Here is a 19,843-nt window from a genome sequence, read left to right on the forward strand (position 1 = left end):
GGTCACGGACACGTCGGGCGGAACTCCTCCTGCAGCATGAGATTCTGCCACTCCTCGCGAGTGAGCGAGCGGCCCGCGTTGGCGCAGGCCGCGCCGAGCAGGTCGGCGGGCAGGGCGACGTTCCACAGCCGGGCGGTCCCGTCGCCGGCCACGGACGCCACGGACCGGCCGTCGCGGCTGTAGGCGAGCCCGGCCACGCCGCTGCCGTGACCGGTCATCGGCGCGCCGAGCGGCCGGTGCGTCCGCAGGTCCCACAGCAGCACCTCGCCGCGCGTGCTGCCGGTGGCCAGGATCTCGCCGTCCGGGCTGAACGCCAGAGCGGCGGGCGCGGCGTCCCCGGCGATCAGCGCGATGCCGATCGGGCGGCGGCTCGCGACGTCGAACAGCCGCACCCGGGCGTCGAAGCCCGCGCTGGCCAGGGTGCGGCCGTCGGGGCTGATCGCCATCCCGGTGATGACGTCGGTGTGGCCGGGGACGCTGATGCGCGGCCCGCTCTCGCGGCGGCCCGCGACGTCCCAGAACGCGATGGACCGGTCGTGCTGGACGGCGACGTACCTGCCGTCGGGGCTCGGCTCGGCCAGCCCCTTCAGGGTGGGCTCGTGCGCGAGCGGCCGCCGGGAGGCGACGTCCCAGAGCCGCAGTCCGTCGGGGTGGGAGGTGACGAGCGTGCGCCCGCCGGGCAGGAAGGCGAGCCCGGTCACGGGGCGGCGGGCGCCCGCGGGGCGGAGCGCGGGGCCGAGCGGCCGCTGGGTGGCCACGTCCCAGAGGCGAACGTCCGGGCTCTGCCGGCCGGGGACGCCGGTGGCCAGGATCCGCCCGTCGGGGCTGAGCGCGACGGCCCCCTCGCCGGGCAGCGGCCGGCCGATCTGCAGGTGGACCTTCGGGTCGGCGAGGCGGACCAGGCCGTCGTCGCCGGCCGCGGCGAGCAGCCCGCCGTCCGGGCTGAACGCGACGCGTTCGACGCCGGAGACGTTGTCGGCGAGCGCGAGGATCGGCTGCCGGGTGGCCGCGTCCCACAGGACGGTGCGGCCGGAGGGGCCGCCGGTGGCGATCCTGGTGCCGTCGGGGCTGAAGGCGATCGTGGTGAACCCGGCGGTCCTGTCCCTGAGGACGGCGCTCTGCCGGCCCGACGGCAGGCTCCACAGCCGGGCGGTGTCGTCCCAGCTCACGGTGGCGAGGGTGCGGCCGTCGGGGCTGAAGGCGACGTCGAGGACGGGCTGGGCGTGCCGGGCGAGCGGGCCGCCGCGCGGGCGGGCCGTGGCCGGGTCCCACAGCCGCACCGTGTCGCCGCGCGCGACGGCGAGGCTCGCGCCGTCGCGGCTGAAGGCGAGGCCGCGCACGATGCCCGCCAGGGCCGGGCCGTGGTCGGGGCGGCCCATGGGCGGGCCGTGCGGGCGGTGCGTGACCGCGTCCCACTGCCGCACGACGCCCCTGAAGTCGCCGGTCACCAGGGTCCTGCCGTCCGGGCGGTAGGCGAGCGCCGACACGACCTCCTCGTGCTCGATCGGCGGGCCCAGCTCGCGGCGGCCGGCGACGTCGTAGAAGCGGACGCCGCCGAGGCAGGCGGTGGCGAGCGTCCGGCCGTCCGGGCTGAGGGCCACATGCACGGCGGAGCAGTCGAAGCGGGGGCGGGTGACGGGCGCGCCGAGCTGCCGCCGCGAGGCCGTGTCCCACAGGCGGGCGGTGCCGTCCTGGCTGCCCGTCGCGATGGCGGAGCCGTCGGCGCTGAACGCCAGCGACACGACCTCCTTCTCGTGCCCGGCGAGCGTGTCCCGGCCGGTGCGGGCGGCGGCGGACAGCAGGCGGTTGCGGGCCTCGTCCGTCCCGGCCATCCGCCAGGCGGCCACGGCCAGCAGCGAGGACAGCGCGACGTCGCCGGTGACCTCGCTCTGCGCCGCGAGCTGGCGGGAGGTCGCCACCCTGCGCTGCCGGTCGGCCTCGCCCGCGGCGTTCACGGCGGCGGCGGCCCCGGCGAGGGCGAGCGCCGACAGCAGCGCGAGGCCGGTCACGACGAGCCGCCGGCGGCGGCCGGCCCGCCGCGCGGCGCGGACGGAGGCGGCGACGAAGCCCTCGACGACCGGGCCGGGCGGCGGGTAGCTGTCAGGGTCCCGCTCCCAGCGGACCCGGCTGTCCTGGACGGCGAGCAGCCGCGCGCCCCGGTAGAGGAAGGCGGGGTCGCGGTGGTTGTCCTCCCACTGCGCGGCGGCCTCGATCAGCCGGTCGTACACGGACTGGGCGGCGAGGTCGGGCTCCAGCCACTGCCGCAGGGCGGGCCAGGCGGTCAGCAGCGCGTCGTGGGCGATCTCGACGGTGTCCTCGTGCAGGGTGAGCAGCCGCCGGTCGGCGAACGCGGACAGCAGCGCCCCCACCCGCTCCTGCCGCTGCGCCGTCCGCGCGGAGGCGGCGGCGTGCACCTCGGGCAGCCGCGCCGCGCGCCGCGCGAGCCGCCCGCCGGCGGTGATCAGGGTGAGCCGGCGGAAGATCCGCAGCGCGGCCCTGCGGTCCTCGGGCGGCAGCCGGGCGAGCACCTCGTCGGCGGTGCGGCGCACGGAGTCGCGGACCCGGCCGGACTCCTCGTACCCCCGGACGGTGAGGGTGCCCTCCTTGCGCCGCTCCCACGTGTTGCGGAGGGCCTGGGACAGCAGGGGAAGGGCGCCGGCCTGGTGGCGCTCGCCGGCGCGCAGCTCGTCGAGGATGGTCTCCACGAGACCGGGTTCGAGGCTGAGGCCCGCCGTCGCGGCGGGGCCGGTGATGGCCAGGCGCAGGTCCGGCTCCGCCATCGGCTCGACGATGACCTGGCCGTCCTGGATCGCCTCGGCGAGCTGCGGATAGGCGGCGCAGCGCTCCCAGTAGTCGGCGCGCACCCCGACGACGACCCCGGCCCCTGCCGGGCCCTCGGTCAGGGCGTGCAGGGCCGCCACGAACGCCTGGCGCTCCCGCTCGTCGGACACCAGCGTGAACAGCTCCTCGAACTGGTCCACGACGAGCAGCAGCCGCCCGCCCGGCGGCGGGGGCTCCGGCAGGGCCCGCAGCGGGCGCGCCGTGGGGGTGGTGAGCACGCAGTGCCAGCGCGCGTTCCCCGCGGCCGGCAGCCCCTCCTCCGCCACGGCCGGGATCAGGCCCGCGCGCAGCAGCGACGACTTGCCGACCCCCGAGGCGCCCGTGACCAGCAGGACGGACCCGCGCCCGGCCAGCCGCCGGCCCAGGCGGCCGAGGAGGTTCGCGGTCGCCCGGCCGCGTCCGAAGAACAGCTCCGCCCGGCCCGCCTCGAACGGCGCGAGACCTTGGTAGGGACACTCCTCACTCGGGCGGTCCCCCCGCTCGATCATGACGGTCATTCTGACAAACCGCGCCCACCGCCAGCAAACACTCCGTCCGATCTCGTCCAATGTCGTCTCATAGGTGGCTTGAACGGCGTGAACACGATTTCGTCGGACTTGTCGCCATTGGAGAGGGAGGACCGGCTGCGCAGGTCCTCACGGGGGACCGCGGGAGACACCTTTGCACCCAGCACGATCATCACTGCTCGATCTCACCCCGGCCGCCGACGCCACCGCGTCCTGCCCGGGATCCTCGTCGGGACGGCTGCTGCGCGGCTGGCGGAAGCGGGCGCTGCTGACCCAGGAGCAGCTCGCCGAGCGGGCGGGGCTCAACGTCAGGACCGTCCGCCGGCTGGAGAACGGCGGGCCCCTGCAGCCGCGCACCAGCTCGATCCTGCTGCTGGCGCAGGCCCTCGACCTGGACGGCGAGGAGCGCGCGCTGCTCGCCGCCGTCGCCGGCGGGCCGCCGCGGGCGGCGATCGTCCCGCGCCAGCTCCCCGCCGACGTCACGGCCCTGGTGGGCCGGGAGCGCGAGCTCGCGGCGCTGGAGGACCACCTCGGCGCGGGCCCGGTCACGGCCGTCTGCGTCGAGGGCATGGCGGGCGCAGGCAAGACGGCGCTGGCGGTGCACGCCGCGCACCGGCTCGCGCACCGCTTCCCCGGCGGGCAGCTCTTCGTGGACCTGCGCGGCCACGCGCCCGGCGCGGCCCCGGTGGAGCCGGGCGAGGCCCTGGCGCGCCTGCTCCGGGCGCTCGGCGTGCCCGCCGCGGGCGTCCCCGAGCACCTGGACGACCGGGCCGCGCTCTACCGGAGCGTGCTGGCCGAGCGCAGGGTGCTCGTCGTGCTGGACGACGCCGCCGACGAGCACCAGGTCCTCCCCCTGCTGCCCGGGGGCCAGGACTGCCGGGTCGTCGTCACCGGCCGCCGGCGGCTGAGCTGCCTGCCGGACGCCGCGACCCTGCCGCTCGGCGTGCTCCCGCAGGCCGCGGCGGCCGCCCTGTTCGCCCAGGTGGCCGGGCCCGAGCGGGTGGCGGGGGCGCCGGCGGAGGAGCTGTCGGAGGTGGTGGCGCGCTGCGGGCTGCTGCCCCTGGCGGTCGGCGTCGCCGCCGCCCGGCTGCGGGCGCACGCCACGTGGAGCGTGCGGCACCTGCTGGACCGGCTGGCCGGCGACCGGCTGGCCGAGCTGCGCGCCGGACGGCACGACGTGGCCGCCGCCCTGGACCTGTCCTACGACCGGCTCCCGCCCGAGCTGCGGCGGGCGTACCGGCTGCTGGGCACGGGCCCTGGGGCCGACTTCGGGGCCGGGGCCGCCGCAGAGCTGCTGGGCACGTCCGTCCCGCGCGCGGAGCGGCTGCTCGACCAGCTGCTCGAGGTGCATCTCGTGCAGGAGACCGCCCCCGGCCGCTACCACCTGCCCGGCCTGTTGCGCGACCACGCACGGGGTAGAGCGAGGTGATGGTCGAACACGTGCCGGAACGCAACGAGGAGTCCAGGGATCGTGCCCAGCGGGCGCGCGAGCGGGCCCGGCGGGCCGACGAGCGGAGTGCGCAGGCGCGGCAGCGGGTCGAGGAGCTGCGGGACGCGTGCGAGCGGCCCCCCGAGGGCCGGGCGACCGGGTCCACCCCGGCGCAGGCGCGGCAGGCGGCCGAGCGGGCCCTGCGGGCGGAACGGGCGGCCGAGCGGGCGGAGTCCGAGGCCCGCGCCGGCCATCGCCGCGCCGCCGAGGCGCACCGGGAGAACGCCGCGCTGCACGAGTGGGCCGCCGAGACGGGCGTCGGCGACGAGGCCCGGCACCGGGAGCGGGCCGGCCACGAGCGCCGGGAAGCGCGCGAGAACGACCGGCAGGCCGACCCGGACGACGACGGCCCGTGAGCCCGGCCCCGTCACTCCGCCGCCGCTGAGAACGAAAAGGCTTTGCCGCATATGCCCTGATTGAGTAGGGTGCTGCGCTCGTGATCACAGTGGTGGAGCGTGTCCTGCCCGCTCGGCTCGGGACAGGATTCCGATGGTTGCTGGCGTCGAGCTGGCTGACGAACCTCGGGGACGGCCTCTCGGCCGCCGCCGGGCCGCTGCTGATCGCCTCGCTGACCCGCGACCCGCTGCTGATCGCGCTGTCGGCCCTGGTGGGCTGGGCGCCGCCGCTGCTGTTCAGCCTGTACGCGGGCGTCCTGTCGGACCGGCACGACCGCCGCAGGATCGTCCTGGTCGCGAACGCGGCCCGGGCCGTGGTGCTGGCGGCGCTCGTCGTGCTCATGCTGACCGGCTCCCTGACCGTGGCGACGGCGCTGGCGGCGCTCACGCTCCGGTCCGTGGCCGAGGTGTTCGCCGACAACGCCACGGCCACGCTGACGCCCATGATGGTCGCCAGGGACGACCTCGCCGTCGCCAACGCCCGCCTCGGCACCGGGTTCATCACGCTCAACCAGCTCGCCGGGCCGCCGGTCGGGGCCGCGCTGTTCGGCCTGGGCCTGACCTGGCCGTTCGCGGCCCAGCTGCTCCTGGTGGCGGCCGGGATGGTGCTGGTCTCGCGGATCACGCTGCCGCCGCACGGCCGGCGGGCCGGCGACCCGCGGCCCGGCACGCTGCGGGAGCTGGTCGCCGGGTTCGCCTGGACCCTCCGGCACGCGGCGGTCCGCACGCTCGCGCTCACCATCCTGATCTTCAACTTCACGTTCGGCGCGGCCTGGTCGGTCCTCGTCCTCTACACCCAGGAGCAGCTCGGCCTCGGCGCCGTGGGCTTCGGCCTGATGACCACGATCGGCGGCATCGGCGGCCTGCTCGGCACCGGCCTGTACGGCGCCATCACCCGCCGGGTGAGCCTCGGCGCGCTGATGCGGATCGGGCTGGTCATCGAGACGTTCACGCACCTGGGCCTGGCCCTGACCCACTCGCCGTGGGTGGCGGGGGGCATCTTCCTGGTCTTCGGCGCGCACGCCTTCATCTGGGGCACCACCTCGGTCACGGTCCGCCAGCGCGCGGTCCCGCACGAGCTGCAGGGCCGGGTCGGCAGCGTCAACACCATCTGCGTCTACGCCGGCTTGGTGGTCGGCTCGCTGATCGGCGGGGTGCTGGCCACCCGGTTCGGCGTGGCGGCGCCGTTCTGGTTCGCCTTCGGCGGCTCGGCGGTGTTCGTGGCGCTGCTCTGGCGGCAGCTCATGCTCATCGCGCACGACGACTGATCCGGCGGCCGGTAAAAAGGCACCGATAAACGCACGAAAGGTGCCGGAAGAAGATATTAGCCACGTTTGTTTTCCCAGGTCAGCGGGGTAAGGTCGGCATATCGTCGCCACCAGGAAACGGGCCGGGAATTTGTCGTTCTTCGTCACCCGCATCGGCGGGCGGAAAATCGCCGTGGCCATCGTCCTGTGCTGGGTGGGGCTCGCCGTCGCGGCCGTGCTCGCCGGTGGCCGGCTCGGCGACGTCCGGGTCACCAGCGGCGACGCGATGCTGGCGCGCGGCGCGGAGTCCGCCCGCGTGCTGTCCCTCATGGCGCAGCAGCAGGGCGGGCGGGTCATTCCCACCACCGTCGTGTACGAACGCGCGGGGCCGCTGCTGCGGCAGGACGTCGTCGCCGTCCGGCACGACATCAGGCGGTTCGCCGTCGTCCCCGGCGTGCTCCGCGCCGCGCGCCACCCGGTGCCGAGCGGCGACGGGCAGGCGCTCCAGGTGCCCTTGCTGCTGTCGGGGCAGCAGGGCGTGCTGGTCGAGCCGGTCGTGCAGCGGCTGCGGCAGATCACCGGCGAAGGGCTGCCGGCGGGGCTGTCCGGGCACGTCACCGGCCTCGGCGGGGCGGGGGCCGACTACGCCGACGCCTTCCAGCGGGTCGACGTCACGCTGCTGGCGCTCAGCCTCGGGGTGGTGTTCCTCGTGCTCGTCGCCGTCTACCGCAGCCCCGTCCTGTGGCTGGTGCCGATGATCGCCGTCGTGGTCGCCTACCTGTGCGCCGGGGCGGCCGTCTGCCTGCTCTCCCGGGAGGGGCTGCTGGACGTGCTCGGCGCGACGCCCGAGGTGTTCACGGTCCTGGTGTTCGGCGTGGCCACCGACTACGCGCTGCTGCTCGTCGCCCGCTACCGGGAGCGGCTGCGGGTCACGCACGACCGCGACGCGGCGCTGCGCGAGGCGCTGGCCGGCGGCGTCCGCACGGTCGTGGCCTCGGCGCTGACCGTGGCGGGCGGGCTGGGCTGCCTGCTGGTGGCCGACACCAACGCGCTGCGCTCGATCGGCGCCGCCGCGGCCGTGGGCGTCGTGGTCACGATGGTGGTGATGGTGACGTTCCTGCCGGCGCTGATGGCGCTCGGCGGGCGGTGGGCGTTCTGGCCGGTCATCCCCCGGCCGGGCGGGCGCGAGCGCGACCGGCTGTGGCGGCGGGTGGCGGGCTTCGTCGGGCGGCGCTCGCCGCTGGCGTGGGCCGGGTCGGCGCTGCTGCTGGCGGTGGCCTGCCTGGGGCTGGCCACGGTGAACGCCGCGGGCATCCCGCCGTCGGGGCTGTTCACCCAGCGTACGGACTCCGTCGAGGGGCACGACGCGCTGGCGCGGCACTACACCGTGAACGCGCCCGTCGTGGTGCTGGCCCGCGACGAGGCGAGCGAGGCGGTGGCCCGCACCGTGCGCGGCGTGCAGGGGGTCGTGGCCGTGCGGCCGGGCCCGCCCGCGCCGTGGCGGGCGATGGAGGTGACGCTGGCCGCCGAGCCGAGCACGGCCGAGGCGAGCCGGCTGGTGGGCGAGCTGCGCCGGGCGCTCGCCGCCGGGCCCGTCGCCGGCCAGGCGCTGGTCGGCGGGCTCGCGGCCGAGTTCGTCGACTCGCGCGACGCCGCCGTCTCCGACGCGCGGGCGATCGTGCCGCTGATCCTGCTGGTGGTGGCGCTGGTGCTGGTCGTGCTGCTGCGCAGCGTGGCGGCGCCGCTGCTGCTGATCGGCACGGTCGTGTTGTCGTTCGCGGCGACGCTGGGGCTCTGCTCGGCGCTGTTCACGCGGGTGCTGGGCTTCCCGGCCATGGATCCGTCGTTCGTCCTGTACGCGTTCGTCTTCCTCGTCGCGTTCGGCATCGACTACAACATCTTCCTGATGGCCCGGGTGCGCGAGGAGGCCGTCGCGCTCGACACGCGGGAGGCGACGCTGCGGGCGTTGCGGGTGACCGGCGGCGTGATCACGGCGGCGGGGGTGGTGCTGGCGGCGGCGTTCGCGGTGCTGGCCGTGCTGCCGCTGGTGCCGGTCGTGCAGCTCGGGCTGCTGGTGGCGGTGGGCGTCGTCCTCGACACCGTGCTGGTGCGCTCGTTCCTGGTGCCCGCGCTGGCCCATCACCTGGGCCCGCGCGTGTGGTGGCCGGCCCGCCGCAGCCGCCACGCCCGCACCCGGCTCGCCCCGCAGACGAGCGCCGCCTGACCCGGCCCGCTCAGGCCCGCGTCGTGGCGGCGTGCAGCTCGGCCAGCGCGGGCCCCAGGTGGTCGAACAGCTCCGCGAACCCGGCCACGCCGGCGTCGAAGACCGCCGAGAACGACACCGCGGCGCGGGCGTGCAGGATCACCACCATGGCGGCGTTGCCCGGCGCCAGCACCGGCACCACGAAGGCGTCGTCGCCGGGCCACTCCGTCACCCGCATCGCCGTCACGCCCAGGTGGCGCGGCCGTGCCTTGCGCAGCAGCGGCGACACCAGCCGCAGGCCGGGCACCGCCAGGCCGGCGGGCAGCGCCGCGAGGTCGCGGCCGCCCACCAGCGCGCGGGTCATCCGGCCGAGGCCGACCTCGGCGGTGAGGTGCCGCAGCCGGGCCGCCGCGCCGGGCTCGCCGCAGGGCAGCGTGACGGGCAGCAGGCTCGTGTGGTTGCCGAGAGCGCTGCGGCGGCGGCGCCCCTGCAGGCTGATCGGCAGCGCCACCCGCAGGTGCCGGCGCAGGTCCGGGTTCCACGCGCGCAGGGCGGCGGCCAGCAGGGCGAGCCCGATCTGCGGGACGCTCGCGCCGGTGGCGCGGGCGATGGCGTGGAACGGCTCGACGCCGAGCGCGGCCACCCGCGACCGCCGCCCCCGCCGGCGCGGCGCACGGGGCGAACCAGGGCGGCGACGCGGCCGCCAGCGGCAGCAGGTCGGCCAGCGCCCGGCGGGCCCGCCCGAGCGGCGGCCCGCCTCGCGAGGGCGGCTCGATGTCCGCGAGCTTCTGGTCACCGAGCAGCGCGCGGATCGCGCCGTCGATGCCCATGCCGTCCTGGAAGACGTGGTGCGCCCGGTAGAACAGCACGTGCTCGCCCGGCCGGTGGCCGTGCAGCACCATCAGGGTCCACAGCGGGCGCTCCGGGGCGAGCGGCCGGGCCTCCAGCAGGCGCAGCGCGGCCTGGTGGACGTCGCCGCCCGCGGGCAGGCGGTGGTGCTCGACGTGGTGGGCGGGGTCGAAGCCGGGGTCGGGCTCCCAGCGGGCATGCCGGCCCGCGCCCGCCAGCCGGTAGGCCAGCGCGGGCGCCCGCGTGCGCACCCGCTCGCCGACCAGCCGCCGCAGCTCCTCCTGCCGGGGGGCTTCGCCCCGCAGCCGAACGCCGCCGCCGTGATGCATGAAGCAGTCGTCGGCCACCCCGGCGGACAGGCGCATCACGTAATGATCGGCGAAAGTGAGGGGAACCGGCATGGGCCCATATTAGGGTGCCGTCGTGACGACGAGAGAATTGCGGCCGGTCGAAATCGTGATGGTGGCCTATTTAGTGATGATGGCCATTATCGGCCTGCTGTCCGACATATCGTGGCGAATTCCGGCCGGGTGCCTGCCGGCCGCCGCGTCCGTGCTGGCCACGGCCTGGATCGGGGGGCGGCCGGGCGCGGGCCGGAAGGCCGCGCTCCTCCGGTACGCCGCCCCTCTTCTCGTGCTGCCGGTCGCGTACGACGCCGCCGCCCGCGCGGCCCTCGTCGTGCACGGCGGATATCTCGACGCGGACGTGCGCGCCTTCGAACATGCGGTGTTCGGATTCTCACCGAACGCCGCGGCGAACGCTTTCGCCACCGCCCCGCTGACGGAATTCCTGACATTCTGCTATTTCTTGTTCTACGGCGCTTTCCTGCTGCCGCTGATCCTGCGCGCCCGCGGCCGGGCGGCGCTGGCCGAGCGCTACCTGTTCGCCACGCTGCTCACCCTGCTCATCTGCTACGCCGGCTTCATGACCCTGCCCCTGGCGGGCCCGCTGACCGGCGCCGTCCAGCGCCCGGGCGGCTACCTGGTCACCGCCGTGCAGACCGAGATCATGGCCGCCCTCGACCCGCCCGGCACCTGCTTCCCCTCGCCGCACGTCGCGGGCGCCTGGATCACGCTGCTGACCCTGCGCCGCCACGCCGCCCCGGCCGCCCGCCTGGCGCTGTGGGTGCTGACCCTCGGCCTCACCGTCGCCGTCGTGTACGACGGCTACCACTACGTCACCGACGCCGTCGCGGGCCTCGCCGTGGCGCTGGCCGTGCACGCGCTCACAACGCGGCGCGGAACCCCTCGACCAGCCCCGCCGTGGGCGCGAAGCCCAGCTCGCGCACCGCGTCGTCCGGCACGCACGTCCACTCCCGGCGACGCAGCTCGCGAGCCTTGTCCCGATTGAAGGCCGGCACCGTGCCGCGCGCCCGCCCGGCCAGCTCCGCCAGCGCCGCCAGGGCGTGCACGGCGGGCGCCGGGATCGCCACCACGGCGGGCGCGGGCAGCCCCGCCGCGGTCGCGAGCGCCCGGCAGACGTCGCGCCACTCGTAGGCGACGCCGTCGCCGATCGGGTAGAGGCCGGCGCGCGGATCGGCGGCCGACAGCACCGGGCCGCGCTCGGCGGCGGCCAGCAGCGCCGCGCACAGGTCGTCCACATGGACGAAGGCGTACCGGCGCGGGCCCAGCCCCGCCTTCGGCACGAGGCCGCGCCGGACCAGCGGCAGCAGCGCCGGGACCAGCGCCGACTCGCCCGGCCCGTGGACGACGCCGGGCCGCAGGATCACCGAAGGCACCCGCGCGGCGTGGGCGCGGACGGCCAGCTCGCCCGCCAGCTTGCTGGCGCCGTACCGGGAGACGGCGCGGCGGCGGCCAGCGACGAGCACACCACCAGGCGCGGCGGGCGCGGAGCGCGGCCAGCGCGCGGGCGAGCCGGGCCGCGCCGTCGCGGTTGACGGCCAGGAACCCGGCCGCGGTGCGCGCCCGCAGCACGCCGGCCAGGTGGATCACCCGGCCCGCGTCGCGGACCGCCTCGGCCAGGCCGTGACCGGTCGCGAGGTCGCCGGGCACCACCCGCACGCCCTGCTCGGCCAGCTCACGGGCCCGCGCCGACGGCCGGGCCAGGGCCGTGACCGCGTCGCCGCGGGCCAGCAGCAGACGGGTGAGCCGGCGGCCGACGAAGCCGGTGGCCCCCGTGACGAGGTAGCGCGTCACAGGGGACGCCGGTAGATGCGGTAGGTCCTGGAGGGCGTGCACCCGCCCGACCTCAGGTAGCGGTTGACGGCGCGGTTGTCCTCCAGGGTCCAGCCCAGCTCGACGCCGCCGTGGTAGCCGCCCGCGACGATCACCTCGCGGGCGGCGGCGAACAGCGCGGTCTCGATGCCGAGCCCCTGCAGCCGCGGCACCACGCCGAACAGGGCCGCCCGCGCGCGGTCGACGCGGCGGGCGGCCAGCGCCAGCCGGACGAGCCCGATCGGCAGGCCGAAGCGGGTGAGCCGGCCGCGCGCGACGGGGAGCGCCTGGTTGACGTCCGGCAGCACGACCACGACCGCGACCGGCTCGCCCGCCACCTCCGCGAGCTGGATGAGCCGGGGGTCGGCGATGCCGCGCACCCGGCGGGCGAGCGCGGCGAACTCGGCGTCGGTGGCCGGGGTGAACCCCCAGTGGTGACGCCACGCCTGGTCGTAGACGGTCTTGATGCGGCGCGCGTCGGCGTCGAAGCGGGCCGGGTCGAGGGGCCGCACGGTGAGCCCGTGGCGCGCCAGCGTGCGCCTGGCCAGGCGGGCCAGCCGCTCGTCGAGCGGACGCAGGTCGTGGGACCAGGTCAGCAGGTCCTTGGCCGGGCCGAAGCCGCACGCCTCCAGCAGCCCCGGGTAGTAGGCCGGGTTGTACGGCATCATCACCCGCGGCGGCGCGTCGAACCCCGACACCAGCAGCCCGCACTCGTCGTGCGTGGTGAAGGCGACCGGCCCGAGCATCGTGCGCAGCCCGCGCCCGCGCAGCCAGCCGGCGGCGGCCTCCACCAAGGCGCGGGCGGCGCCGGCGTCGGGCACGCACTCGAACAGCCCGAAGAAGCCGTCGGCCGCGCCGTGGGCGGCGTTGTGCCGCGGGTTGTCGACGGCCGCGACGCGTCCCACGACCCGGCCGTGCCGCTCGACGGTGAACAGCTCGGCCGCGCCGTAGGCGAAGAACGGGTTGCGCCGGCGGTCGAGCAACCACCGCACGTCGCCGCGCAGCGGGGGCACGTAGTGCGGGTCGCCGCGGTGCAGCCGGTAGGGCAGCTCCACGAACCGCCGCAGCTCGCCCCGGGCGCGGACCGGCCGCGCCCCCTCAGGCGGGGGTGAGGACGAGGCTGGCATTGTGGCCGCCGAACGCGAAGGAGTTGGACAGCACCGCGCCGGGCGGCAGGGGACGCGGCCGGCGCACCACCTCGATGTCGCACCTGGGGTCCTGCACGTCGAGGTTGGCGGTGGGCGGCATCACGCGCTCGTGCAGCGTGAGCGCGCCCGCGACGGCCTCGATCGCGCCGGCCGCGCCGATGGCGTGGCCGAGCACGCCCTTGGTGGAGGTGACCGGCACCCGGCCGAACAGCCGGGCGATCACGTCGGCCTCGGTGACGTCGTTGAGGTCGGTGCCGCTGCCGTGCGCGTTGACGTGCACGACCTCCCCCGGCGACAGGCGGGCGTCGGCCAGCGCCTGGCGCACGCAGCGCTCGGCGCCGCCGCCGCCCGGCTCGGGCGAGGTCAGGTGGTGGGCGTCGGAGGTGCGGCCGTAACCGGCCAGCTCGGCGTAGACGCGGGCGCCGCGGCGCACGGCGTCCTCCAGCCGCTCCAGCACGACGAAGGCGGCGCCCTCGGCCAGGACGAACCCGTCGCGGGCCGCGTCGAACGGCCGCGAGGCCCGCTCCGGCTCGGCCACCCGCTGCGACAGCGCGCCGCAGCGGTGGAAGGCGAGCAGCACCGTCGCCGACACGCACGCCTCGGTGCCGCCGGCCACGACGAGGTCGGCCGAGCCGTCGCGCAGCAGGCGCAGCCCCTCGCCGATGGCGTGGCCGCCGGAGGCGCACGCGGTGGACAACGTCAGGCTCGGGCCGAGCAGGCGGTGGCGCATGCTGATGAACGCCGCCGCCGCGTTGTGCATCACCCGGGGCACGTGCAGGGCGCTCGGCCCGCCGTGGCGGTCGTGACCGAGGAGCGCGGCCTCGACGGTGGCGTTGCCGCCCAGGCCGGTGCCGGTGACGACGGCCCGGCGCTCGGGCGGCACCCAGGAGGGCCCCTCACCGGGCCGGTCGCCGGACCCGCCGCCCTGCCCGCCGCCCTGCCCGTCGCCCTGCCCCTCGCCGGGCACGCGCTCCGGTGCGGCGTCGGCCAGCGCGTCGTCGGCGGCGCACACGGCCAGCAGGGTGGCCGGGTCCATGCGGCGGGCCAGCCGGGCGGTGACGTACGGGGCGGTGTCGAAGCCGGGCACCTGGCAGGCGAAGTCGACCGGCAGGCCGGTGACGTCGAAGGAGGTGATCGTGCGGGCCGTGGAGCGGCCGTCGAGCAGGGCGGCCCAGAAGCTCTTCAGGTCGTTGCCGGCCGGGGTGCGCACGCCCAGGCCGGTGATGGCGGCACGGGCGCGCCCGGTCACCCGGCGCGCCCGGCCGTGCCGACCAGCGCCATGACGTCGCCCAGGGTGCGCGCCTGCTTGGCGGTGTCGAGGTCGAGGCGGACGCCGAAGCGGTCTTCGGTGGCGGCGGCCAGCTCGGCCACGTCGAGGCTGTCGGCCTCCAGCTCCTCGCGCAGGTCGAGGTCGCGGGTGAGCACGGTCGCCTCCACCGACAGGATCTTCGCGCACAGGGCGCGCAACTCCTCGAACAGTTCTTCGTCACTCATGCGGATGCCCTCCGGTCGAACGGACGATCATATGACCCGGACCTCACTCTAGTATTACGCTTGACTACCGTCAGCAATAATGCGTGATCGGGCGCGGGGAAGACCGCGAGAGAGAGTGGGTGCCGCGTCGTGACGGACGCCTTCGCGAAGTGCCAGCTGCCACCGGAGGCGGAGTCGCTGACGAGCCTGCGGCTCTATCCCTTCTACCGGCCCGTCGCCGAGCGGTTCGGCGACGGCGAGGTCCTGGTGGAGGGCCGCCGGGTGCTGATGGCCGGCTCCAACGACTACCTGGCGCTGGCGGAGCACCCCAGGGTGAAGGAGGCCGGCGTCGGCGCGCTGCGCCGCCTCGGCGCCGGCAACTCCGGCTCGCGGGTGCTCAACGGCACGCTGGCGCTGCACGAGGAGCTGGAGGCGGAGCTGGCGCGCTTCCTCGGGCACGAGGCGGCCATGGTGGTCACCACCGGCTACCAGGCCAACCTGGCGCTCGCGCCGCTGTTCGGGCCGCGCGACGTCCTCTACGCCGACCGGCACGCGCACGCCTCGCTCATCGAGGCCGCCCGGCTCGGCGGGTCGCCGCTGCGGCGCTTCCGCCACAACGACGTCGCGCACCTCGGCGAGATGCTGGCCGCCGACGACCCCGAGCTGGGGCGGCTGATCGTGACCGAGGGCATGTTCTCGGTCACCGGAGACCTGTGCGACCTGCCCGCCATCGCCGGCCTGGCCACCGCGCACGGCGCCCGGCTGATCGTCGACAGCGCCCACGACCTCGGCCTGCTCGGCGCCACCGGCCAGGGCGCCGGCGAGCAGCTCGGCCACCAGGACACCATCGACGTGCAGACCCTCACCTTCTCCAAGTGCCTCGGCACCACGGGCGGGGCCGTCGCCGGGCCGGCCAGGATCATCGGCTACCTGCGCCACCGCGCCCGGGCGGCGCTGTTCTCGGCGTCGCTGCCCGCGGCGTGCGCCGCCGCCGCGCTGGCCTCGCTCCGCATCGTGCGCGAGGAGCCCGAGCGGCGGCGCCGGGTCCTGGAGCACGCCCGGCGGCTGCGCGACGGGCTGGCCGGGCACGGGTTCACGCTGCCGCCCGGCGACACGCCGACCGTGCCGATCGAGATCGGCGACCCGGTGACGTGCTGCCGGTTCTGGACGGCGCTGCTGGAGGAGGGGGTGCTGGCCAACGCGATGCTGCCGCCCGCGGTGCCCGAGGGGCGGTCGCTGATCCGGGTCAGCGTCACCGCGGCCCACACCGAGGCGCAGGTCGACCGGCTGCTGGAGGCGCTGGCGACGGTCGCGGACCGGCTCGGGCCGATCGCGGGCCGGCCGGGGGCGGTCGCGCGTGTCTGACCGGCCGCCGTTCTGGGAGCCGTGGGCGGGCACGGCCACGCTGCCGGCGGCGCTGCTGCTGGGCGAGCACGTCACGCACGCGCTGTTCGAGCGTACGGGGAGCATGTTCGCGCTGTGGCTGCCCGGCGTCGGCCGCTCGGTGATGGTCCGCGACCCCGCGGTGGTCAGGGAGCTGCTGCTGGCCCCCGAGGAGGCCGTCGACGACGTGGCCGCCAACCTCGTGCAGACGCCCGTCATCGGGCCGCAGGGCCTCGCGGTGCTGGCGCCGGAGGCCAACCGCGCGCTGCGCCGGCTCATGACGCCCGCCCTGCGGCCCCAGTCGCGCGAGCGGCTGCGCGCGGAGGCCGAGTCGCTCGCCCGCGACGTGCTGGCCGGCTGCCCTTTGAAAGTGCCGTTCGCGCTCGGGCCGCGGCTGCGCACGGCGACGATGGGAGCGACGCTCGCGCAGGTCACCGGGGTCGCCGAGGCGGCGCGCGCGGCCGAGTGGAACCGGGTGCTGCACCGCATGTTCCAGCAGGCGGTGTCGGCCGAGATCACCGTGCGCTACATGCTGCGCGGGGCCGGGGGGCTGGCGTGGTGGCCGTCGTTCCGGCGGCACATGGGCGAGTGCGACGCGCTCGTCTACGGCGAGATCGCGCGGCGGCGGCGTTGCGGCGACGACCGCGACGACGTGCTGGGGGCGCTGATGCGGGCCCGCGACGAGCGCGGCGCGCGGCTGACCGACCGGGTGCTGCGCGACCAGGTGATGAGCCTGTTCGCCGGGGCGCGCACCACCACGGCGACGGGGCTGGCGTGGTTGTTCGAGCGGGTGGCGCGCCATCCCGACGTGCTGCGGCGGGTGGCCGAGGGCGACGAGGCGTACGCGGACGCGGTGTGCTACGAGGCGTTGCGGGTGCGTCCGCCGGTGGCGTTCTTCGGGCGGGCGCTGCGGCGTCCGGTCGAGCTGGGCGGGCGGACGGTGCGGCCCGGCACGGCGGTCATCGTGCACATACGGGCGTTGCACCACCATCCCGGCCTTTATCCCGACCCGGCGGCGTTCCGCCCCGAGCGCTGGCTCGGCCGGCGGCCCGGAGGCTACGGATGGATGCCGTTCGGCGGCGGGCGGCGCACCTGTGTCGGCGACCGGATGGCGTTGGCGCTGATGGCCGCGTTCCTGCGGGTGTTCGCCGAGTCGGTGACGATCGCGCCGGGCGTGCCGGGCGACGAGGCCGTGCGGTGGCTGGCGATCTCGAACGTGCCCGGCGACGACTGCCGCCTCGTCCTGACCCCCCGCTGAGCCGGTGCCGCCGCGGCCCGCACTACCATCACCTGCGTGTCGAGCGAAGTGAACGAGCAACGATCGGAGCCGACGTCCATGCAGCAGGAGCCCGAAATGTCGCGGCAGGAGATCGAGTCCGTGCAGCGGGAGATCGCCCGGGAGCTCCAGGTGAGCCCGTCCTTCGACGCCGCGCAGGAGATCGAGCGCCGGGTGGCCTTCCTCGCCGACCGGCTCATCGCCGGCGGCCTGCGCGCGCTGGTGCTGGGCGTCAGCGGCGGCGTCGACTCCTCGACCACCGGCCGGCTGTGCCAGCTCGCCGTCGAGCGGGTGCGCGCCACGGGCCGGGAGGCGACGTTCTTCGCGATGCGGCTGCCGTACGGCGTGCAGGCCGACGAGCACGACGCCCGGCTCGCGCTGGAGTTCATCCGCCCCGACCAGGTGCTGACCGTCGATGTGCGGCCCGCGAGCGACGCCGCGCTGGAGGCGCTGCTGGCCGGCGGCCTGGCCTTCCGCGACGACCGGCAGCAGGACTTCGTGCTCGGCAACATCAAGGCCCGCCAGCGCATGATCGTCCAGTTCGCGGTGGCGGGGGCGCGGGAGGGCCTGGTCGTCGGCACCGACCACGCGGCCGAGGCGGTCTCGGGCTTCTTCACCAAGTACGGCGACGGCGCGGCCGACGTGGTGCCGCTCACCGGCCTCACCAAGCGGCGCGTCCGGGCGCTGGCCGAGGCGCTGGGGGCGCCGTCCGCGCTGGTCTGGAAGACCCCGACCGCCGACCTGGAGACCCTGAGCCCGGGCCGGCCCGACGAGGAGGCGCTGGGCGTCACCTACGACGACATCGACGACCTCCTGGAGGGCAAGCCGGTCGACGAGGCCGCCTTCGCGATCATGCTCGACCGCTACCGCCGCACCGAGCACAAGCGCCGCCTCCCGATCGCTCCCTGAGCCGTCCGCCTCGCCGTCACAGGCCGGCAAGGGGGCCGACGCGGCGCAGGAGCGTCGCCCTGTGCGAGCCCGCCCCGTCGCGTGCGGCGGGGCGGCGGTGGCATGCTGGGGGCCCGGGCGGGTTCGCCCGGAATGACGGCCCTGGCGGTGACATGGACAACTTCCTTCCCGAGCCCGAGCTCACGGACGCGGCCGCGCGCCTCTACGACGAGGATCTCGCCGACAACGGCTACGTGATGAACCTGTCCCGGTTGTGGGCCTACCAGCCGGACACGCTCGCCGGGCTGTTCGAGCTGGTCGGCGGCGTCGCCGAGGGCGGCGGGCTGACGCCGCGGCAGCGTGCCGTGCTGGTCGCCGCGTGCGCCTCCACCCTGGGCGACTCCTACTGCTCGCTGGCCTGGGGCGCGCGGCTGGCGAAGGCCGCCGGGGAGGAGGCGGCGGCCGGTGTGCTGCGCGGCGACGACTCGGGGCTGGAGGCGGCCGAGCGGGTGATGGCCGCGTGGGCGCGGAAGGTGGCCCGCGATCCCAACGGCACGGGGCCGGCGGACGTCCGGGAGCTGCGGGCGGCCGGGTTCGACGATCGGCAGGTCTTCGCGATGACGGCGTTCGTCGCGCTGCGGCTGGCGTTCTCGACCGTGAACGACGCGCTCGGCGCGCTGCCCGACGCCGAGCTGCGCGCCGCCGCGCCGCCGCTGGTGCGGGCGGCCGTCACGTACGGCCGGCCCCCCGCCACCACCGCGTAGCCCCCGCCGCCTCGGCGTAGTCCTCGCCACTACCGCGTGGCCCGCGCCACCTCGGCGTCGGTCAGCGGGCGGCGGGGGTGAGGCGCCAGAGGGAGGTGACCTCGGCGGTGCGGGCCGCGTGCAGCGGGTCGGTGTCGTCGCGGGCGCGCGGGTGCCCCGGCCGGGTCTGGAGCCGGTCCACCACGCGGAGGCCCGCCGCCGCGAACGCCGCCAGCAGGTCGGCGCGGGTCCGCAGGGCGAGGTGCTCGGCCAGGTCCGACAGGATCAGCCAGCCCTCGCCGCCCGGCTCCAGGTGCCCGGCGAGGCCGTCGAGGAAGCCGCGCAGCATGCGGCCGCCCGGGTCGTAGACCGCGTGGTCCAGGGGCGAGGCGGGCTTGGCCGGCAGCCAGGGCGGGTTGCAGACGACGAGCTGCGCGCGTCCCGGCGGGTAGAGGTCGGCGCACACGACCTCGGCCCGGTCGCCGAGGCCCAGGCGGCGGAGGTTGTCGCGGGCGCAGGCCACGGCGCGCGGGTCCCGGTCCGTCGCGACGAGGCGGCCGACGCCGCGCCGGGCCAGGACGGCGGCGAGCACGCCGGTCCCGGTGCCGATGTCGAACGCCACGTCGGGGCGCCCGGCCAGCGGCGCCCGCGCCACCAGGTCGACGTACTCGCCGCGGGTGGGCGCGAAGACGCCGTAGTGCGGGTGGATGCGGGCGCCCAGGGCGGGCACCTCGATGCCCTTCCTGCGCCATTCGTGCGCGCCGGCGATGCCCAGCAACTCGCGCAGCGACGTCACCGACGGCCCTGTCGCGGGCCCGTACACCTCGGCGCACGCCTGCCGCAGGTCGGGGGCGCGCGGCAGGGGGACGGCGTGGTCGCCGTCGAGCGGCACCAGCAGCCTGCCGAGCGTGCTCGCGCGCCGGGCGCGTTCCTGGCGGTGCCGGTGGAAGGCCAGGTCGGGCGACGGCGCGGGACGGGGCGGCCGGCGGTCGGCGCGCCGGGCCATGGCGCGCAGCAGCCGGCGCGCGGCGGGGAAGTCGCCGCGCCACAGCAGCGCCGTGCCCTCACAGGCCAGGCGGTACGCGGTGGCGGCGGCGAGCCGGTCGTCGGCGACGACCACGCGAGCGGGGGGCGGCGAGCCGTTCGCGGAACGCCAGCGGGCGGACCGGGCCTCGCCGTCCTCGGTCCAGCGGATCTCGAGCACTCGGGCTCCTCATGATCGAACCAG

Annotated in this window: 15 protein-coding genes and 3 pseudogenes; 9 read left to right on the top strand and 9 right to left on the bottom strand. The window is 76.6% G+C overall.

Going from position 1 to position 19,843, the window contains the following annotated elements; all coding sequences use genetic code 11:
• Positions 1-2: 2 nt before the first annotated feature.
• A complete protein-coding gene (locus MF672_RS50390; protein WP_242377547.1) occupies positions 3-3,329 on the bottom strand; it encodes an nSTAND1 domain-containing NTPase in 3,327 nt (1,108 codons plus the stop codon).
• A gap of 172 nt (positions 3,330-3,501) precedes the next feature.
• Here MF672_RS50390 and MF672_RS50395 point away from each other — a divergent pair, with 172 nt between their 5' ends.
• The 4 genes from MF672_RS50395 (at position 3,502) to MF672_RS50410 (ending at position 8,702) form a co-directional block, all read left to right on the top strand.
• On the top strand, positions 3,502-4,776 hold the full coding sequence (locus MF672_RS50395; protein WP_242377545.1) for a helix-turn-helix domain-containing protein: 1,275 nt from the start codon (positions 3,502-3,504) through the stop codon (positions 4,774-4,776).
• An 11-nt stretch (positions 4,777-4,787) separates the two neighbouring features.
• Positions 4,788-5,192 (top strand): hypothetical protein, encoded by a 405-nt coding sequence (locus MF672_RS50400; protein ID WP_247815823.1) that lies wholly within the window; start codon positions 4,788-4,790, stop codon positions 5,190-5,192.
• A gap of 137 nt (positions 5,193-5,329) precedes the next feature.
• Positions 5,330-6,499, top strand: coding sequence for an MFS transporter (locus MF672_RS50405; RefSeq protein ID WP_242377540.1), 1,170 nt, complete (start codon positions 5,330-5,332; stop codon positions 6,497-6,499).
• Between the two features lie 130 nt (positions 6,500-6,629).
• Complete coding sequence (locus tag MF672_RS50410; RefSeq protein ID WP_242377538.1) at positions 6,630-8,702, top strand: MMPL family transporter; 2,073 nt, start codon at positions 6,630-6,632, stop codon at positions 8,700-8,702.
• A 10-nt stretch (positions 8,703-8,712) separates the two neighbouring features.
• On the opposite strand, the gene MF672_RS50415 is transcribed toward MF672_RS50410, so the two are convergent.
• Positions 8,713-9,324: a hypothetical protein gene (locus tag MF672_RS50415; RefSeq protein WP_247815824.1), complete on the bottom strand. Its 612-nt coding sequence runs from the start codon at positions 9,322-9,324 to the stop codon at positions 8,713-8,715.
• A gap of 109 nt (positions 9,325-9,433) precedes the next feature.
• A pseudogene (locus MF672_RS52400) lies at positions 9,434-9,931 on the bottom strand (wax ester/triacylglycerol synthase domain-containing protein); the annotation flags it as partial.
• A gap of 76 nt (positions 9,932-10,007) precedes the next feature.
• On the opposite strand from MF672_RS52400, the gene MF672_RS50420 reads away from it, so the two are divergent.
• Positions 10,008-10,880, top strand: coding sequence for a phosphatase PAP2 family protein (locus tag MF672_RS50420; protein ID WP_247815825.1), 873 nt, complete (start codon positions 10,008-10,010; stop codon positions 10,878-10,880).
• 268 nt (positions 10,881-11,148) lie between these two features.
• On the opposite strand, the pseudogene MF672_RS51170 reads toward MF672_RS50420, so the two are convergent.
• From MF672_RS51170 to MF672_RS50440, 5 genes and pseudogenes are all read right to left on the bottom strand, one after another.
• Positions 11,149-11,358, bottom strand: a pseudogene (locus MF672_RS51170) (NAD-dependent epimerase/dehydratase family protein); the annotation flags it as partial.
• 64 nt (positions 11,359-11,422) lie between these two features.
• Positions 11,423-11,728: pseudogene (locus tag MF672_RS52405) on the bottom strand (NAD(P)H-binding protein); the annotation flags it as partial.
• Positions 11,683-12,831, bottom strand: coding sequence for a hypothetical protein (locus MF672_RS50430; protein WP_242380094.1), 1,149 nt, complete (start codon positions 12,829-12,831; stop codon positions 11,683-11,685). The gene MF672_RS50430 and the pseudogene MF672_RS52405, both read right to left, overlap by 46 nt.
• On the bottom strand, positions 12,803-14,101 hold the full coding sequence (locus MF672_RS50435; RefSeq protein WP_242380096.1) for a beta-ketoacyl-[acyl-carrier-protein] synthase family protein: 1,299 nt from the start codon (positions 14,099-14,101) through the stop codon (positions 12,803-12,805). Before MF672_RS50435 ends, MF672_RS50430 begins: the two co-directional genes overlap by 29 nt.
• On the bottom strand, positions 14,098-14,346 hold the full coding sequence (locus MF672_RS50440) for an acyl carrier protein (RefSeq protein WP_242380098.1): 249 nt from the start codon (positions 14,344-14,346) through the stop codon (positions 14,098-14,100). Before MF672_RS50440 ends, MF672_RS50435 begins: the two co-directional genes overlap by 4 nt.
• 129 nt (positions 14,347-14,475) lie before the next feature.
• On the opposite strand from MF672_RS50440, the gene MF672_RS50445 reads away from it, so the two are divergent.
• The 4 genes from MF672_RS50445 to MF672_RS50460 all read left to right on the top strand — a co-directional run bounded on the left by MF672_RS50445 (position 14,476) and on the right by MF672_RS50460 (position 18,636).
• Positions 14,476-15,690, top strand: a complete 1,215-nt coding sequence (locus MF672_RS50445; RefSeq protein ID WP_242380100.1) for an aminotransferase class I/II-fold pyridoxal phosphate-dependent enzyme — start codon at positions 14,476-14,478, stop codon at positions 15,688-15,690.
• Entirely contained in the window at positions 15,683-16,966 is a 1,284-nt protein-coding gene (locus MF672_RS50450; RefSeq protein WP_242380102.1) for a cytochrome P450, read from the top strand. The genes MF672_RS50445 and MF672_RS50450 overlap by 8 nt, the downstream gene beginning before the upstream one ends.
• Positions 16,967-17,062: 96 nt before the next feature.
• Entirely contained in the window at positions 17,063-17,893 is an 831-nt protein-coding gene (gene nadE / locus MF672_RS50455; protein WP_242380163.1) for an NAD(+) synthase, read from the top strand.
• 152 nt (positions 17,894-18,045) lie between these two features.
• On the top strand, positions 18,046-18,636 hold the full coding sequence (locus tag MF672_RS50460; RefSeq protein WP_242380104.1) for a carboxymuconolactone decarboxylase family protein: 591 nt from the start codon (positions 18,046-18,048) through the stop codon (positions 18,634-18,636).
• Positions 18,637-18,697: 61 nt separating this feature from the next.
• Here the strand turns inward: MF672_RS50460 and MF672_RS50465 are convergent, their stop codons facing one another.
• The gene (locus MF672_RS50465) at positions 18,698-19,819 is read right to left on the bottom strand and encodes a methyltransferase (RefSeq protein ID WP_242380106.1); all 1,122 of its coding nucleotides are present in this window, start codon (positions 19,817-19,819) and stop codon (positions 18,698-18,700) included.
• Positions 19,820-19,843 lie beyond the last annotated feature (24 nt).

It is taken from the genome of Actinomadura luzonensis (genome assembly GCF_022664455.2).
In the GTDB taxonomy this organism is placed as follows: Bacteria; Actinomycetota; Actinomycetes; order Streptosporangiales; family Streptosporangiaceae; genus Nonomuraea; species Nonomuraea luzonensis.

Bases quoted from the DNA above. Each gene is read 5' to 3' on its own strand.
- MF672_RS50390 (WP_242377547.1), bottom strand. From the start codon at position 3,329: ATGATCGAGCGGGGGGACCGCCCGAGTGAGGAGTGTCCCTACCAAGGT.
- MF672_RS50420 (WP_247815825.1), top strand. From the start codon at position 10,008: ATGATGGCCATTATCGGCCTGCTGTCCGACATATCGTGGCGAATTCCG.
- MF672_RS50430 (WP_242380094.1), bottom strand. From the start codon at position 12,831: ATGCCAGCCTCGTCCTCACCCCCGCCTGAGGGGGCGCGGCCGGTCCGC.
- MF672_RS50440 (WP_242380098.1), bottom strand. From the start codon at position 14,346: ATGAGTGACGAAGAACTGTTCGAGGAGTTGCGCGCCCTGTGCGCGAAG.
- nadE (WP_242380163.1), top strand. From the start codon at position 17,063: ATGTCGCGGCAGGAGATCGAGTCCGTGCAGCGGGAGATCGCCCGGGAG.
- MF672_RS50460 (WP_242380104.1), top strand. From the start codon at position 18,046: ATGGACAACTTCCTTCCCGAGCCCGAGCTCACGGACGCGGCCGCGCGC.